The organism is Streptomyces sp. NBC_01298, from assembly GCF_035978755.1.
Classification (GTDB): Bacteria; Actinomycetota; Actinomycetes; order Streptomycetales; family Streptomycetaceae; genus Streptomyces.
In genome coordinates this window covers 3,988,611-4,004,637 of record NZ_CP108414.1, presented here as the reverse complement: position 1 = coordinate 4,004,637, position 16,027 = coordinate 3,988,611, and the positions used below count along the sequence as shown (strand labels likewise).

Below are 16,027 nucleotides of genomic sequence, written 5' to 3'. Positions count from 1 at the left end.
TTCCTGGGGGACGTCTTGAAGAGATTCACCTCGGCGGCGCTCGTCGCGGCCACCGCCGTTCTCGGCACCCTGCTCGCATCCGGAACCGCGCAGGCCGCCGATCCCGTCGGCACCATCAGCGCCTATGCGCGGCCCGACGGCATCGGTGTCATGACCGAGAAGCCCATGCCCGCCTTCGTCGCCCACATCCGCAAGAAGGGCAGCGAGACCCGGATCCAGACCGTCAAGGAATTCAGGCACACCGCCCCCGGCTGCGCCGGCTGCCTGGAGGTGTACCAGTCCGACGGGTTGAGATTCGCCGACCTCGGCCTCTACTCCGTGGACGTCGAGTACAAGGGCACCAAGGGCGAGCGGATCCTCCGCAAGGCCGTGGCGGAACTCGACTACCGTGCGCTCGCCAGGTTCGAGAACAAAGCCACGTCCAAGAAGGTGTCCCTCGACAGCCTGGACACCACGCTCTCCGCCGACCTGATCGCCTATGACCCCCGTAACGGGGTGGGCACCCCGCTCGCCGGCAGGAAGGTGACCGTTGCCCTCGAAGGCCAGTCCCTGGCGGTTTCCACCGACGCCGCCGGACATTTCTCCACGCCGGTGACCTACACGGGTACGGAGAAGCATCTCGGTGGCACCCTCGCGCACGACTCCGCCGACCACCGCGGCGAGTTCACGACCATCGACCCCCGGGTCGAGCGTCTGCCGGTGAAGATCACCCTGGACGAGGGCTCCCGTTCGGTGACGGCCCCGTACGACCACGACGCCACCATCCGCGGAACGATCACGCGAGCCGCCCCGGACGGCACGCGGAAGCCGGTCGCCACGTCGATGCTGCTGACGATCCCCAACGCCGCGAACAACCGGTTCACGACTTCCGCGTTCACGAGCGATGCCGCGGGTCGGTTCACCAAGTCCGCGAAGGTCCTGGAGTCCTCGACCTGGAAGGTGGGCACCGCGTACAACCAGCCGTGGTACGTCATTTCCAACGGCGCCGACGTCAGTGCCACGGTGACGGCGGGAACCTCCATCGACTCCGTCACCATGAAGGTGGACAGGGACCGCAAGGTGTCCGGGCAGGCAGTTCTCGTCCAGCACGCCACCTCGGCGGCGCCGGGTTCCGCCAAGGTCGAAGTCCAGTACTCGGCCGACGGCCGCACCGGCTGGTCCACCCGCACGACCGTGGACGCGATCGTCAACCGGTACTTCAAGGTGCCCACGCTGGAGAACGCGCCGGTCGACGGCTACTGGCGACTGCGGTACGCGGGCACGCCCGAACTCCACGGGTCGACCTCGAAGCCCGTTCGTCTGACCCGGACCGTGACCGCCGTCGCGGACTTCAACGCGAAGCCCGAGCCGGTCCGCAAGGGCCAGTACCTCACGCTCACCGGCGCGCTCGAGCAGCGGGCCGCGTCCGCCACGACCTGGCGGCCGTACGCGGCCCAGATCGTGCGCTTCTACTTCAAGCCCGCCGGGACCGGAACCTCCTACGCCTACGTGGGTTCGACCACGAGCGCCGCCGACGGCAGCTTCAGCCGGAGGTTCACCGCCACGAAGGACGGCACCTGGCAGGCCCGGTTCCACGACGACGGCACCACTCACTTCGCGAGCAGCAGTCGCGAGGACTACGTCGAAGTCACCGGCTGACGAGGCGACGAGGCGCCGAGGCGCCGAGGCGCCGAGACGGGGCGACGGCGATACGGCCCGGCTGCTGTGGCAGCCGGGCCGTCTCCGTGCTCGCGATACCCCTGTCAGGTCAGCAGTTCGGGTGCGTGGAGCGCCCTGCGAAACGGTCCGCGAGCCAGTTGCCCGCCGCCAGGGACTGCGTGATGACCCCGCTGACGTGCTCACCGATCCAGATGGTGTCGAATTCGAGGTTCGTGCCCCGCGCGCACCAGTCGGAGCGCAGCCGGCTGCCGACGGCGTACGGGATGAGCTCGTCGCCGAGCGCGTGGTACTGGTACACGGGCGCGGCCGGGGCGGTGCGCCCGAGCCTGCTCTGGTTCAGGCGGGCCTGCCAGTCCGGCTGCGCGAGCGGGTTGCGGGTGGTCAGGTCGGAGATCCGCTTGAAGGAGCCGGCGATGGAGTCGATCGCGACGCAGTTGTCCTTCATGGCGCCGACCAGGACCTTTCCGGCCGGGTTGAGGTAGGAGTCGAGCTTCAGCTCCGGGAAGGCCGCGTCCTGGCCGGCGGCGGCCATGAAGATGAGGCCGGAGCCGTAGGAGCCGTTGTTGAAGTCGGCGACCTTCAGCAGGTCGGCCGGAACCCCACCCGTCGCGGTGCCCTTGACCTGCAACTCCGGTGCGTACGAGCCCTGCAGCTCGGCGGCCCAGCTGCTGGCCTGGCCGCCCTGGGAGTACCCCATGATGCCGACGGGCGTCGTGGCGGACAGTCCGGCCTCGGGGAGGCGGGTGGCCGCGCGGGCGGCGTCGAGGACGGCGTGGCCGGCGGAGGGGCCGACGGTGTAGGTGTGCGTGCCGGGGGTGCCGAGGCCCTCGTAGTCGGTGACGACGACGGCCCAGCCGCGCAGGGTGAGCTGCTGGATGAGGTTGGCCTCCATGGCGGTGCCGTACGGGAGGTTGTTGCTCGGCGCGCAGGAGTCGCCCATGCCGACGGTGCCGACGGCGTAGGTGATCAGCGGGCGCGGGCCGGTGCGGCCGTCCTGCGGGACGACGACGGTGCCGGAGACGACGTTCGGGGCTCCGTCGGCGGTCGTCGAGTTGTAGTGGATCTTCCAGGCCTTGGTGTTGGTGGGCTGGCCGGGCAGCGGGTGGAAGGCGGACGGCGCGCTGCTGACGATGTCGCCGGGGCGGGCGGCGGCGGCCTCCTCCGCCTGGGCGGTGGCGGCGGCGGTGGCGGCGGTGGGGATCGCGGCCGAGAGGGCCAGGGCGGCCACTGCGGCGAGTGCTGAGCTTCGGATGCGCATGGGGCGGCTCTCCCAAGGGTCCGGTGGGGGTGGTAGGTGAGGAGAAGGTAGTGACCGACCGGTAGGAACGTCGCTGACCGCACAGCTCAGCTTTCCTGGCCCGGGACCGCAGCCGCCCCGCCGGCCCCGCCCACCTTGTCGGCACGGCCGCGGGTGCGGCACGGCCACGCGGTACTCGGGGTGGAATTCAGCCATGCGGACCAGTGGGCGTGGCGCGGACGCGCCATTCGGGGCCGGCCCTCATGGGGATCGGTATCGGCGCGCTCTTCTTCTTCGGATTGGCCCCCCAGCTGCCCACCGGCTGGGGTCTGGCCTTCACCTTCGGCGACCCGGTCAGCGATGTCCGGCTCCCGGGCAGCTGTGAGACGCACCGGACGAGCGCGCTCACGACGTGCGAGGGCACCCGGTGGACCTCCGATGGGCAGGTCCGGACCGGCACGCCGTACTGGCACGAGGTCGCCGCGCTGGGGCTGGTGCGGGCGCGTAGGCGGCCCTGAGGGTCCTGGGGGTCCCGGTCCTGCCCCCCCCTTTGGCTCCAAAAGCCCTTGGCTGCTTGCTAGTTGGCGAGTAATTGACGCTTACACAGTCGGGAGTCCGGGTGCTTAATGGTTCCCCGCGCAGTCAACTGCGCGTTCGATTCGGGGGGATCCATGGAATTCAACGGGGCCACGCCACCGCCACCACCGCCGACGCGGCCGCCTTCGGCCTCGCCGTCGCCGCAGGGACAGCATCTGCCGCCCCTGCCGCCGGGCACGGGGGCGGCGCGCGGCGTGCAGCTGCGGATCAGCCGACGGCTGCTGTGGGTGGGGCAGGCCGCCTATCCGCTGCACAACATCGTCCGGGTGCAGACCGTCGTACTGACGCCGGACCGGGTGAGGGCCCTCATCCGGTTCCTGCGGTGGGCGGCGGTGCTGACCGCCGCCTACTTCCTGCTCGCGTGGTACGCGGAGGACAACACGGACTACTTGTACGGCGACTACGGCTACGAGGAAAGCACGGACTCCACCGTCGAGGCGCTGTGGGGCGTCGGGGCCCTCGCGGGGATGTTCCTCGTGGGGCTGCTCGTCCACCGGCTGAGCCGGCCGGACCTGCACGTCATGGCCGTGGAGGTCGCCAGCGGGTCCCTCGCGCTGGTGTCGCTGCCCGACGAAAGCCAGCTGGACGTGGTCGTCCAGCACGTGGTCCACGCCATCGACCACCCGGAGGCGGAGATCTCGATCCGGATGGACCGGGTGGAAGTGAACCTGAAGAACTACCACTTCGGCGACAGCGTGAACATCAACGGCGGGGTGGGCAACTCGGGGGTGGTGAGGACGTGACGGTGCCGCCGCAGCCGCCGCAGCCCCCGCCGTCGTCTCAGCCTCTGCAGTCTCCGCCGTCTCCTCAGCCCCCCTCGCAGTCGCCTCCGCTGGTGCCGTTGTGGGTGCCCGCGCCGACTCAGCCGGTGAAGGCGGCCCGGCGGGAGGAGTTCGAGGCGCCCGACCTCGTGCTGCGGGTCAGCAACCGCCTGCTCTGGGTGGGGGAGGCGGTCTATCCGCTGCACAACATCGTCCGGGTGCAGACCTACGTGCTCAGTCCCGACCGCAAGAAGGCCGCCGCCGACTTCGTGCCGTGGCTGGTCCTCGTGCTGGTGTTCTTCGCGGCGCAGACCGTGGACGGCAACGCGCTGGGCATGCTCGCCACGGCCGCTCCGGTGGCCTTCCTCGCCTGGTTCTTCGTGCGCCGGCTGACCCGGCCGGACCTGTACGTCATGGGCGTGGAGACCTCCGGTGGTCCCAGCGCGGTGGTGACCCTCGGGGACCGGGCCGAGCTGCGGAGGCTGGTGGCGCGGATCGTCGACGCCATCGAGCACCCGGAGACGGAGTTCTCCCTCTACGTCGCCCAGCCGACGGTGAACATCGGGCACTACGTCCACATCGGGGACACCGCGAACATCAACGGCTCGGGAAACATCGGAGTGGTGAAGAAATGACGAGGGAAAGCGGCAGTGGCGGTTCCTACCACTACGGGGACAAGGTCACCGTGAACGGCTCGGGCAACATCGGCATCGTCAAGAACCAGTCCCCGACCATCGACGCCCGGCAGGCGGCGCCGAACCCCCCGCAGGAGGCGATCCAGCAGTTGGAGCGGCTGCTCCTGGAGCTGCGCGCCCAGGTCACACCGGCGGGGGCCGGCACCATCGACCGCAACCTGCCGGTGATCGTCTCCGAGGAGAGCGACCCGGAGGCGCGGCACGGGGCCCTGATGGCCGTACTGGGCGTCGCGACCTTCGTGGGGGGAGAGGCCGGGCGGTCGATCATCGAGGCGGTGGGCCGGGTGCTGGAGCTCTTGGGCTTGGCCTAGCCGAGGTCGGATAGGTGCACGCGTCGGGTCATCCACCGGGGTCCCGCCCCCACCCCCGGCTCCCTGCCCCGACGGCAGGCCCCCTACCCTCCCGAAGCGATCCGGTACGCCCCCGGGGTGGTGCCCGTCCAGCGGCGGAAGGCGCGGTGGAAGGCCGTGTCCTCCGAGAAGCCCAGCCGGGCCGCCAGCTCCGCGATGGGCTCGCGGCCCTCCGCCAGTCCGGCGATCGCCGCATCGCGCCGGACGTGGTCCTTCAGCTGCTGGAAGGACGTGCCCTCCTGCTGGAGCCGTCGCCGCAGCGTCGCCGGTGACACCGCCAGGCGCGCCGCCACCTCACCCAGTTCGGGCAGGCGCGGCGAGCCGCGCAGGGCCTGGGTCAGGGTCCGGCGGACCTGCTCCGCGACCGTGGTCCCGTACGCCGGCCGGGAGAGCAGGTCGAAGGGGGCCCGCCGCAGCATCGCGTCGAGCGCGGGCTCGTCCCGTACCAGCGGGGCCGTCAGCCAGTGCGCGTCGAAGGCCACGGCCGCGCCCGCACCCGTGCGCGTCCCGCCGAAGCGGACCGGGCAGTCGAAGAGCAGCTCGTACTCCTCCTCGTGGCCCGGCGCCGGATACGCGAAGGAGGCGTGGGCCAGGGGGATGCGCCGGCCGATCAGCCAGCTGCTCAGCCGGTGCCAGATGGCGAGCACGCACTCGGTGAGGAACCGCTCCTCGTCCCGCGCGAACTCGTTGCGCACCGCGAACCACGCCTGCCCGTCCTCGACTTCGAGCGCCAGCTCCGGCCCGCCCGGGAACAGCCCGTAGAAGGTGGCGGAGCGTTCCACCGCCGCACCGAGATCCCGGCAGCCGAGCGAGGCCCTGCACATCATCGCGAAGGTGCCGGGCCGGCTGGGGACGGCCGACAGGCCCAGGAACTCGTCCTGCGTGGTCCGGTACAGCGCCCGGAACAGCCGCGCGAACTGCGCCGGTGTCACCCGCGCCCGGTCGTCGCCCAGCAGCAGCGGCGGAATCTGCGCCTCCTGGAGCAGCGGCACGACGTCGAGCCCGCGGCCGCGCGCCCCCGCGAGCACGGCACGCACGTGGTGCACGGTGACCGTCCGCCTCCCCATGGGTCCGACGGTAGCCGCAATGAGCGCTGAGGTCAGCGGGGGTGACGCTTCCGGTCATGCCGCGGACGCCACCGCGGTGCCTAGCGTCATCGGTACGACCCGAGGGGGAGGCGAGCCACGATGAGCGCGAGGAGCCCGATGGACCCGATGAGCCCGATGAGCCCGGTGAGCCCGGTGAGCCCGATGAGGGGGAGCGAGACGGACGGCGCCGTGCGGCCGCGCACGCTGGCGCTGTTCACGGAGTGGACGGGCGAGCGGTACGCGGCCGAGACCGCGCTGCGGCACAAGGGCGCGGAGGGCCGCGGGGAGGGCTGCGGGGAGGGCCGCGGGGAAGGGCGCTGGGAGGGCGTCTCCTACGAGCAACTCCGCGCCCGAGTAAGGGAGTCCGGGCGCGCCCTGCTCGGCCTGGGGGTAGCCCCCGGCGAGCGCGTCGCGGTCCTCGCGGAGACCCGGCCGGAGTGGACGTACACCCACTTCGGGGTCCTGGCCGCCGGCGCCGTCCTCGTGCCGGTGTACCCGACGGCCGGGGAGGAGGAGCTCGCCTGGGTGCTGTCGGACTCCGAGGCCGTGGTCGTCGTCTGCGACGACCCCGCGCAGGCGGCCCGGGTGGAGGCGCTGCGCCCGAAGCTCCCGGCGCTGCGCGCGGTGGTGGAGATGGACGGGCTGCGCGCCCTCCCCGGCGCGGCGCCCGAGGCCGAACTCCTGGCCCGCGCCGCCGCGGTGGACCCCGCCGCCGACGCCTCCATCGTCTACACCTCGGGCACCACCGGCCTGCCCAAGGGCTGCCGCCTCACGCACGCCAACCTCGGCGCGATCCAGGACGCGACGCTGCCGCTGGTCAAGGGCGGGCCGGGGGACTCCACGTACCTCTACCTTCCGCTCGCCCACCTGCTGGCCCAGCTCATCCAGTTCACCACCCTCCTGGAGGGCGGGGAGCTCTGCTACTTCGGCGGCCGGATCGAGGACGTCATCGGGGAGCTCGCCGAGGCCCGCCCGACGCATCTTCCGTCCGTACCGCGCCTGTTCGAGAAGCTGCACTCGGTGGTCCTGTCCCTCGCGGAGTCCCAGGAAGGCGGCGCCGCCCGCTTCGCGGAGGCGGTCCGGCTGGGGCTGCTGGCGGCGGAGGGGCAGTTGCCGGTGGAGGACCGCGCCGCGTACGAGGCTGCCGAGGGATCTCTGTACTCCCTGGTCAGGGGCGCCTTCGGAGGCCGCCTGAAATGGGCGCTGACGGGCGGGGCCCCGATCGCCCCGGCCACCCTCGACTTCCTGCGGGCCTGCGGGATCGCGGTCTTCGAGGGCTACGGCATGACGGAGTCGGGCGGGGTCATCAGCCTCAACCACCCGGACGGGGTCAGCTACGGGTCGGTGGGCCGCCCGATCGCCGGGTGCGAGGTCCGCATCGCGGAGGACGGGGAGGTCCTGGCCCGGGGGCCGATGATCTTCCCCGGGTACCACGCGAACGACACCGCGACGGCGGAGGCGCTGGACGGGGAGGGCTGGCTGCACACGGGCGACCTGGGGGAGGTGGACGGCGACGGCTACCTCCACATCACCGGCCGCAAGAAGGAGCTGATCATCACCTCGGCGGGCAAGAACATCACCCCGACCGAGCTGGAGTTCGCCGTGCAGCGCTCCCGCTACGTCTCCCGCGCCGTCATGATCGGCGACCGCCGCCCGCACCCGGTGGCCCTGATCACCCTGGACGCGGAGGAGATCGCCGCCTGGGCCGTACGCGAGTCGGTGACCCTGGACCCCGCCGCCCCCGGCGACCACCCGGCCGTACGGGCCCTCGTCGCGGAAGCGGTCGAGGCGGCCAACGCCACGGTCTCCCGCCCGGCCCGCGTCCGCGCCTTCCGGGTCCTGCCGGGGGAGTTCACCGTGGAGGCGGGGACGCTGACTCCGACGCTGAAACTCCGGCGGAGGGCGGTGGCGGAGCGGTACGCGGGGGAGATCGAGGAGCTGTACGGGGGGTGAGGGGGTGAGGGTTGCCCTTGGCTGCGGTGGTTCCGGGGGGAGCCCGGCAGTCCAGTGTCCTTTCGGTGCGGGCCGGTCCCTCAAGGGCGCTCCCTTCGGTCGCGTCGCTTCGCGATGGCCTTCGGCCACCCTTGACCGACCGACCCACCCCGAAACGCCACAAGACTTCCGGGATCCCCCCCGGGGAACGGCCGGGAGGGAGGAGGGGGAGGAGCGGCCGAGTCGGACATTCGCAGCCCCCTGAGGCCGGGGGCATCAGGACACGGCCCCGGCAGGACAGTGAGCTCAGCGAGGACGGACGCGCGGGGCGATCAGAGCATCCAGGGCCGGGCGTCTGGACACCCTTCCCGTGACGGTCGCCCGCCACCACGAGCGGGAGGGGGCGAGATGCGCCTCAGGGTCGGTGGGCGCGACAGATCGCTACACACTCCCACTCGGCTTGGCGACTGGCCGCCGTCTGGGGCTTGGCGATGGTCCTCGACTCTCCTGCCGGGACCGCTGCTTGGAGTGACCCCCATCGACCGGCGGGGGAGCCGGTCAGTGAACGGGGAGAGTCATGGCATGCCGCACGTTCCTGAGCGCTCTCGGCGTCAACGCGCCGAGCGTGGAGACGGTCGTCGAGAACCCGAAGGTCAGCCCGGGCGGGACCGTGCGCGTCGTGGTCACCGCCGTGGGCGGCGGCGCCGATGTGGACATCGAGCGGGTGCGGCTGGAGGTGGTCGTACGGGCAGAGGACCTCGAACTCGGCGGCAAGGCCTCCTGGAAGCACCCCTACGCGGTGGCGACGGTCGATCTCGAAGGCTTCCGACTGCCCGCCGGTGAGACGGTGACGGTCCGCGGTGAGGTCGTGCTGCCGTGGGAGATGCCGCTCACGCATGCGCTGGGCGCGCCCCTCGCGGGCGGACGGGCCGCGATCCGCACCGAGCTGGCGGTCGACAAGTCCGTGGACCAGGGCGACTTCGACGAGATCGAGGTGCACGCCCTGCCTGCGCAGGACGCCGTCCTCCAGGCCTTCACGGACCTGGGATTCGAGCTGCGCGAGGCCGAGGTCAAGATCGGGTTCCTGCCGGAGATGGCCCCGCGGATGGAGTCCCGGCAAACGCTGGAGTGCTGGCAGGAGATCGACTTCATCTTCCCGGAGTCCTGGAAGCCGGGGCGGCAGGAGCTGGAGACGGTCTTCGTCGCCCGTGAAGACTCCCTCGACGCCCACCCGGGCGGGCTCCCGGCGGCCACCTTCGTCTACGCGAGGCTGAACCAGTCGGCCTGGACGCAGAAGCTGGAGAAGCACGTGCTCGGCCACTGGCCGTCCCGCTGAAAACGGAAGGCGAGGGGGCCACGGGCATTGGCCCCCTTTGTCTTACGCCTCTTCCGTGACCCCACCGAGGAACGCGGCCCAGGCCCCGGGGGCGATGGCCAGCTGGGGGCCGGCCTGGACCTTGGAGTCCCGGATGTGGACGGAGTCGGCGCAGCCGGCGACCTCTACGCACTGGCCGCCCTCGCCGTCGCTATAGCTCGACTTCCGCCAGTCGAAGGCGACTTCGAGGCACTCGCCGCCCTCGCCGGAGCTGTAGCTGCTCTTGAACCAGGCCAGGTCCGTGGTGTTCATTACCGTTCTCCCAGCATCTTCTCGATCAGGGCCAGTGACTCGTGGGGCGTGAGTGCCTGTGCCCGGATGATCCCATAGCGCTCGCTGTAGATCCGGACCTGTTCGGGATCGGTGACCAGGTTCGGGCGGCCGTAGACCTCCGTGTAGGCAATCTGTTGACGCCCCTTGGGGTGGAGAAGGCTGAACGACCCGCCCATGGCTGTGTGTTCACCCCTACTGAACGGCATCACCTGAAGTTCCACGGTGCGTAGCCGTCCGATCTCCAGGAACCGTCGGAGCTGGCCCTCGTGGACGACCCGGCCGCCCACCGCGCGCAGCAACAGGCTCTCGTCCAGGACGAAGCTGAAGGTGGGTGACGGCCACCGCTCGAAGATCTGCTGACGGTCCAGTCGGTCGGCGAGCCGCTTCTCGATGGTCGCCTCGTTCAGCAGCGGGCGCCGCTTCTCGAAGACGGCGCGCGCGTGCCCCTCCGTCTGAAGGAGACCCATCACGCCCTGGTGGCTGTAGTCGTGGATGGCGTTGGAGGCGGCCTCCGCCTTCGCGTAGTCCCGGAACCAATCCGGGTGCCGGGTCCGGGCCCGCTTCAGTGCCTCCCTCACGTCCGGGATCGCCGCGTTCAGGACGCCCCCGGCGCCCAGCGCTCGGTCGACGTTCGTCAGGAAGTCGGGCTGGGGTGTCCGTACGCCCCGCTCGATCGAGGACACCAGGTCCTCTCCCACGTGCACGAGCGCCGCGAGTTCCTTCTGCTGGAGGCCCGCCCGTTCCCGTAGCACCTTGATCATTTTGCCGAGCGCCTTGAAGAGGTACGCGGTGCCGTCGACCTCCACCGGTCGTTCCGGCTCTTCCTCGCGCTCCGACAGGTCGTTCATCTGCTGAACCGCCCTCGTCCGTACAGGCCGTACACGCAACAGGCGTCGGCCCTACGGGGATTCGCCCGAGCGCCGCCGTTCCCGGAAAGCCTACGGCGCGGCGGCCACGCTGGGTGAGGGGACGGCCGAAAAGGGTGACATGGCACCGGGCGCGGGAGGTGTGTCCGTACGGGCCGTACGGGCGCGGGGCGGCGGTCCTACGGGGTGCCGCGGTAGCGCCGCCGGCCATGGAAACCGGGCCCCGCACCGGCCAGGCTCGGTGAGGTGACGACCGAATTGAGTGACATGGCGCCCGTGGAGTTCCGGCAGCACCTCTCCGCCACCCCGCGCGGGGCCCGGCTGGCCCGGCGGCTGGTCGGGGTGCAGCTCGCCGCCTGGGGGATTCCGCACGGCTGCGCGCTCGCGGACGATGTCGAGCTGGTGGTGGGGGAGCTGGCCGCGAACGCCGTGCTGCACGGGCAGGTGCCCGGACGGGACTTCGAGGTGCGGCTCGGCTACGACGGCCTACGGGTCCGGGTGGAGGTGAGCGACGCCCGGGGGGAACGGCTGCCGCCCGAGGTGGAGGAGGCCGTGGACCCCTGGTCGGCGGAGGGCGGGCGCGGGCTGGTGCTCGTCCGGGCCCTGGCGCGGGAGTGGGGCGTCGTGCCGAGGGCGTCGGGCGGGCCGGGGAAGACGGTGTGGGCGTGCTTGTGAAGGGCGCCCCGGGAGCGTCATTCCTCCTCGGCCTCCCGGCGCCAGTGGGTGAGGTGCGCCCGGGTGGTGACGGTGTGGGACGGCCGATGGCCCAGTAGGCGCAGGAAGTCCCCCATCAGGGCGGCGGTGCTCCTGGCCGCCCCGCTCGGATCTCCTGCCTTGCCCTGCCAGGCGGCGAGGCTGAAGCGGGTGGTGAGGGTGTCGGGGTGGTCCGGGCCCAGCACCCGCAGGCGGTCCTCCAGCAGGGCGGTGAGTGCGGTGACCGCCCCGGCCGGATTCCCCGCCCGGCCCCGCAAGTAGGCGAGCTTGTGCCGGGTGATGAGGGTGTCGGGGTGGTCCGGGCCCAGCACCCGCAGGCGGTCCTCCAGCAGGGCGGCGGCCGCGTCCGCGGCCCCGGCCGGATCGCCGGCCTCGCCCCGCAGATGGATGAGGTTGAAGCGGGTGGTGAGGGTGGTGGGATCGTCCGGCCCCAGGACCCGCAGTTGGTCCTCCAGCAGCGCGGTGAACGCGGCTGCGGCCCCGGCCGGATCGCCCGCGTTCCCGCGCCAGCCCGCCAGGTTGTTCCGGGTCGCGAGCGTGTTGGGGTGGTCCGGGCCCAGCACCCGCAGGTAGTCCTCCACCAGGTCGGTGAACGCGGCCACGGCCCCGGCCGGGTCCCCCGCCTCGCCGAGGCAGGAGGCGAGGTTGTTCCGGGTGGTGAGGGTGTCCGGGTGGTCCGGGCCCAGGACCCGCACGCAGTCCTCCAGCAGGGCACCGAGTGCGGCGACCGCCCCGGCCGGATTCCCCGCCCTTCCCTGCAAGGTGGCCAGGTTGGAACGGGCGGTCAGGGTGTTGGGGTGGTCCGGGCCCAGTACGCGAAGGTGGTCCTCCACCAGGAGGGTGATGGTCTCCACGGCCCCAACGGCGTCCCCCGCCTGCCCGTGCCAGGTGGCGAGGCTGGCCCGGCTGGTGAGGGTGCTGGGGTGGTCCGGGCCCAAGTAGCGGGTGGCGGTGTCCGTGAGGTGCTGGAAGTGCTGGACGGCGGCGGCCACTTGCCCGCCCCGTCCGAGGCTGTCTCCGAGGCGGTACAGCACCCGGTGGACGGCGGGCTGGTGCAGCGAACCTTCGGCGCACGCGTTCAGAGCCGTGGTGTTGGCGCGCAGGGCGCCGGCCAGAACGGCGTCGCGTTCCGTCTCGGGCCAGGTGTTGTTCAGAGCGGCGGCCGCGATGCGCGCGAGCAGGTCCAGGTGATCGGGGGAGAGCGGGTCGCGTACGGCCCGCTGGACGAGCTGGTGAACGCGTACGGCCTGGTGGGCCTCGTCGGGCGAGTGGTCGATCAGGCTCATGCGGTGGAGCGCCCGCAGCGCTCCGGTCGCCTCCTCCTCGGTGACCGCGGGGGGTTCCGGGGCGGGGCTGTGGCGGTGCAGGAACGCGCGGTGCCCCGTGAGGTACCTGAGGGCCGCTTCACCGGCCAGGACCCGGTGCGGGATCCCGTTCGGGTCGAGCATCGCCGCGAGCTGGAGCATCGGCCGCGCCAGGCCCGCCGGGCGGAGCTCGTCCGCGCGGTCCACGGACAGGGACCAGGCGGCCGTCGCGGGGGTGGCCTGGTCGTCGGGCAGGGCGTCGGGCTCGGGGAGCAGGTCGGCCAGGTGGCGCGCGCGGTCGGCGAGGCGGGCGCGGTAGCGGGCGACCGTGATGTGGGTGTCGACGAGGTAGGCGGCGGCCTGGGACAGGGCGAGGGGGAGGTGGCCCAGGTCCTCGGCCAGGGCGGCGAGGTTCGCCTCGGGTTCGTCGCGCCCCTGGGCGGCCAGGGCCTGCCGGAGGTGGGCCGTGGCCTCGGCGGGAGTGAACAGGCCCACCGGGACCAGACGGCCGTGGGTGGCGAGGGCGGCGTCGCGGCGCCGGGTGGTGACCAGGGTCCGGCCGACCGCGTGGACGGGCGGCCACAGGTCGCGCAGGTCGGCCGGGTCGGCGACGTCGTCCAGGACGATCAGCCAGCGGGGTCCGGGTACGGGCTTGGGTTCGAGCCAGGCCAGGAACGCCTGCGCGGCCCGCTCGGGGTCGGCGGGGTCCGTGTGCAGGATGTCGGCGGCGGCCCGGGAGTAGGCGTCGATGACGGCCTGGCGGGTGGCGGCGGTGACCCAGACCAGGAGGTCGACCTGCCCGGTGGCCCAGGCGCGGCGGGCGTGGTCGGCCGCGAGCTGGGTCTTGCCCACCCCGCCCATCCCGGCCAGGACCTGACAGAGCACCGCCGTGCCGCCGCCCTCCACGGCGGAGCTCAGCTGCCGCACCTCGGCCCGGTCCTGGAACGAACCGGCCCGGCGGGGGATCACCCCGACCTGGTGCGGCCAGGAGACGGCAGGCCGGGGAGCTGCCTGGTAGGTGACCTGGTCGATGTGGTGCGCCGCCAGGCTGCCCTGCGCAGCGTGGACCTGAATGCCACCGACCGGCGGTGTGGGGAGGCTTGGGAACGCCGGTCCGGTCAGCCCTGGGCCGGATCCGGCACCGGAGGGGGCCGATGTGCGCGCCCCCGTGCAGCACGGCCGCCGCGATCGATCCGCCCTCGGCCTTCACGCTGACGTCCCGCCCGGCGGCCACGCCACCGGCTCCGGCCGAGACCGCGCCGGCCGTATTCGTGTCCGCCAGCAGGGCGCGCAGTTCTGCGGCCGCCTGCTCGCGCTCCGTATCGTCCAGACCCTCGAGGAGGTCTTCGATGCGGGTCCGCCACACCGTCGCCTGGAGGGTCTGTGCCTGCTCCGACCCGGCCCCCGCCGTGAGTTCTGCCGCGCTCCGGTCCAGCCGTTCCAGCTGCACCCGCTCCAGCTCGCCGTCGCCCCGCCCGAACCACCGCGCGACCCGGTCGCGCAGTTCCGTCCACGCGTCCGTCGTCGCGGCCTGCACGACCGCGGCGCCCCCCGCCGCGGCCAACGCCGCCAATGATTCGGCCAGCATCTCGTGCCCACCCCCGTGTTCCCGGATCCCGTACGTACGACCAAGGAAACGCCGGGCTGCGGCCGTTGGTTCCGGGACCACCGTCATCATGGAGCCTATGACGGACAACAGCGGGGAAGTGTACGGCGGGCCGGTGATGTGCCCCGGCTGCGGGACGGGGGACACCGTCCCGGTCGGCGACGTGCGGCGAGGCAAGGACCGGATACGGCTCGCTCCGGCGCCGAACACGTTCGGCGACGGCTGCTCGAACTTCATCGAGGGCACCGTCATCGCCGGGCTGGCCGTCGCCGCGGCCGCGTACTACGCCGACGACCGGGACTGGCCGTGGCTCCTGCCGGTGGGGATCGTCGCCGCGCTGCTCGTGATGTGGGGGACGGTCGCCGTCATCCGGAGCGAGGGCAAGGACAAGCGGCGCGTGGAGGCCGGCGCCGACCGGGCGGCCGCGGCCGCCGCGGGGGCCCGGTTCTGCTCCGCGTGCGACGGGGTGTTCTTCGCGTCGGGCGGTCCGTGGGAGGGCGTGGCGAGCCCGGAGCGGTTCCGCCACCACGTCTGGACGGCCGGCGGGTACGGGGACCAGCTCGACGAGAAGGCCAAGGCGGCGCCGGGGCAGGGCTGACTCGACCGCCGCCGCCCGGCCCGTTACTTCAGGTTCTCGGTGATCAGCTTCTTGAAGGCGTCCGGGGTGATCGAGTCGATGCCCTGGCCCGAGTTCACGGTGAGCTTCTTGCCGTTGATGGAGACGTCCGGCGTGCCCTGCATGTTCTGGTCGTAGAAGGCCTGGCCGACCTTCTCGACCCACGGCATGTAGGTGAGTTCCTTGACCGCCTTGTTGAAGGCGGGCGTGCGCAGCCCCGGGACCTGGTCCGCGAGGTCCAGCAGGGTGGCCGTGGAGCCGAACTTGTCGTCCGTTTCCTTCTCCGGGTGGTTCGCGTAGAGCACCTGGAGGTACTCCATGAACTTCTCCGGGCTCTCGTTCGCCGCCGCGCCCAGCGCGTTGACCGCCCGCTTGGAGCCCTTGCCGCCGCCCAGAGCCTTGTCCAGGAACGTGGCGAAGTGGTACTCGACGCGGTAGGTGCCCGCGTCGGCCTGCTCCTTGAGGGTCTTGCCGAGGCCGATCTCCACGCCCGCGCAGTAGGGGCAGCGCGGGTCGAGCCACACGGAGAGGACGTTCTTCGCGTCGGCCTTGCCGTACGGGATGACGATCCCGTCCTTGCCGGTGGTGTTGGCCGGCTGGACGAAGGGCTTGCCGGCCGCCTCGTCACCGGAGTCCGAGGAATTCGCCGTGTACAGGCCGATGCCCACGGCCAGGGCCAGTACGGCGACCAGCGCGCCGCCGATCAGCACGCGCCCGCGCAGCTTCTCGCGCCGGGCCTGCGCCTCGCGCTCCTCGCGCATCCGCGTCCGGGCCTCGCGCCGCTGGTCCTTCTTGCTGGTTGCCATTCCCCAAGGATAAAGATCGTAGAGCGCTCAAGTAGGTGCCATTGGTGCGAATCGGGCAGGGACCTAAGTCCCTCGTCCACATCCGGGCAAGGTCCTTTGAATCCTCCCCTCCCTGAAGGGAGGGGATTCCTCGCCCTCCAGGGCTGAT

General features: G+C 72.1%; 16 protein-coding genes. 10 read left to right on the top strand and 6 right to left on the bottom strand.

The genetic code is table 11. The features are described from left to right. The first annotated feature begins 15 nt into the window (after window positions 1–15). Window positions 16–1,638: a hypothetical protein gene (locus tag OG730_RS18015; RefSeq protein WP_327305191.1), complete on the top strand. Its 1,623-nt coding sequence runs from the start codon at window positions 16–18 to the stop codon at window positions 1,636–1,638. 109 nt (window positions 1,639–1,747) lie between these two features. On the opposite strand, the gene OG730_RS18010 is transcribed toward OG730_RS18015, so the two are convergent. After that, window positions 1,748–2,917, bottom strand: a complete 1,170-nt coding sequence (locus OG730_RS18010) for a lipase family protein (protein WP_327305190.1) — start codon at window positions 2,915–2,917, stop codon at window positions 1,748–1,750. Window positions 2,918–3,159: 242 nt separating this feature from the next. Between OG730_RS18010 and OG730_RS18005 the strand changes: the two genes are divergently transcribed. The 4 genes from OG730_RS18005 (at window position 3,160) to OG730_RS17990 (ending at window position 5,260) form a co-directional block, all read left to right on the top strand. Continuing rightward, a complete protein-coding gene (locus OG730_RS18005; protein WP_327305189.1) occupies window positions 3,160–3,414 on the top strand; it encodes a hypothetical protein in 255 nt (84 codons plus the stop codon). A 273-nt stretch (window positions 3,415–3,687) separates the two neighbouring features. Next, the gene (locus OG730_RS18000) at window positions 3,688–4,236 is read left to right on the top strand and encodes a DUF6232 family protein (protein WP_327305188.1); all 549 of its coding nucleotides are present in this window, start codon (window positions 3,688–3,690) and stop codon (window positions 4,234–4,236) included. A 104-nt stretch (window positions 4,237–4,340) separates the two neighbouring features. Then, on the top strand, window positions 4,341–4,889 hold the full coding sequence (locus OG730_RS17995; protein WP_327305187.1) for a DUF6232 family protein: 549 nt from the start codon (window positions 4,341–4,343) through the stop codon (window positions 4,887–4,889). Beyond that, window positions 4,886–5,260 carry a hypothetical protein gene (locus OG730_RS17990; RefSeq protein ID WP_327305186.1) on the top strand — a complete coding sequence of 125 codons (375 nt, stop codon included), beginning with the start codon at window positions 4,886–4,888 and terminating at the stop codon, window positions 5,258–5,260. Before OG730_RS17995 ends, OG730_RS17990 begins: the two co-directional genes overlap by 4 nt. 83 nt (window positions 5,261–5,343) lie before the next feature. Here OG730_RS17990 and OG730_RS17985 read toward each other — a convergent pair whose 3' ends face one another. Continuing rightward, window positions 5,344–6,366: an AraC family transcriptional regulator gene (locus tag OG730_RS17985; RefSeq protein WP_327305185.1), complete on the bottom strand. Its 1,023-nt coding sequence runs from the start codon at window positions 6,364–6,366 to the stop codon at window positions 5,344–5,346. Window positions 6,367–6,486: 120 nt separating this feature from the next. On the opposite strand from OG730_RS17985, the gene OG730_RS17980 reads away from it, so the two are divergent. Together OG730_RS17980 and OG730_RS17975 are read left to right on the top strand one after the other, a co-directional pair. Next, window positions 6,487–8,340 carry an AMP-dependent synthetase/ligase gene (locus OG730_RS17980; RefSeq protein ID WP_327305184.1) on the top strand — a complete coding sequence of 618 codons (1,854 nt, stop codon included), beginning with the start codon at window positions 6,487–6,489 and terminating at the stop codon, window positions 8,338–8,340. Window positions 8,341–8,896: 556 nt separating this feature from the next. Then, window positions 8,897–9,655 (top strand): sporulation protein, encoded by a 759-nt coding sequence (locus tag OG730_RS17975; protein WP_327305183.1) that lies wholly within the window; start codon window positions 8,897–8,899, stop codon window positions 9,653–9,655. A 42-nt stretch (window positions 9,656–9,697) separates the two neighbouring features. On the opposite strand, the gene OG730_RS17970 is transcribed toward OG730_RS17975, so the two are convergent. Together OG730_RS17970 and OG730_RS17965 are read right to left on the bottom strand one after the other, a co-directional pair. Continuing rightward, a complete protein-coding gene (locus tag OG730_RS17970) occupies window positions 9,698–9,946 on the bottom strand; it encodes a DUF397 domain-containing protein (protein WP_327305182.1) in 249 nt (82 codons plus the stop codon). After that, entirely contained in the window at window positions 9,946–10,815 is an 870-nt protein-coding gene (locus OG730_RS17965; RefSeq protein ID WP_327305181.1) for a helix-turn-helix domain-containing protein, read from the bottom strand. Before OG730_RS17965 ends, OG730_RS17970 begins: the two co-directional genes overlap by 1 nt. A 264-nt stretch (window positions 10,816–11,079) precedes the next feature. Between OG730_RS17965 and OG730_RS17960 the strand changes: the two genes are divergently transcribed. Continuing rightward, entirely contained in the window at window positions 11,080–11,508 is a 429-nt protein-coding gene (locus OG730_RS17960; protein ID WP_327305180.1) for an ATP-binding protein, read from the top strand. A gap of 17 nt (window positions 11,509–11,525) precedes the next feature. Here OG730_RS17960 and OG730_RS17955 read toward each other — a convergent pair whose 3' ends face one another. Then, window positions 11,526–13,820: a tetratricopeptide repeat protein gene (locus tag OG730_RS17955; protein ID WP_327305179.1), complete on the bottom strand. Its 2,295-nt coding sequence runs from the start codon at window positions 13,818–13,820 to the stop codon at window positions 11,526–11,528. A 187-nt stretch (window positions 13,821–14,007) separates the two neighbouring features. On the opposite strand from OG730_RS17955, the gene OG730_RS17950 reads away from it, so the two are divergent. Both OG730_RS17950 and OG730_RS17945 read left to right on the top strand, forming a co-directional pair. Then, window positions 14,008–14,427, top strand: coding sequence for a hypothetical protein (locus OG730_RS17950; protein WP_327305178.1), 420 nt, complete (start codon window positions 14,008–14,010; stop codon window positions 14,425–14,427). Between the two features lie 109 nt (window positions 14,428–14,536). Then, window positions 14,537–15,055 carry a hypothetical protein gene (locus tag OG730_RS17945; RefSeq protein ID WP_327305177.1) on the top strand — a complete coding sequence of 173 codons (519 nt, stop codon included), beginning with the start codon at window positions 14,537–14,539 and terminating at the stop codon, window positions 15,053–15,055. A 23-nt stretch (window positions 15,056–15,078) separates the two neighbouring features. Here OG730_RS17945 and OG730_RS17940 read toward each other — a convergent pair whose 3' ends face one another. Next, on the bottom strand, window positions 15,079–15,879 hold the full coding sequence (locus tag OG730_RS17940; protein WP_327305176.1) for a thioredoxin domain-containing protein: 801 nt from the start codon (window positions 15,877–15,879) through the stop codon (window positions 15,079–15,081). Window positions 15,880–16,027 lie beyond the last annotated feature (148 nt).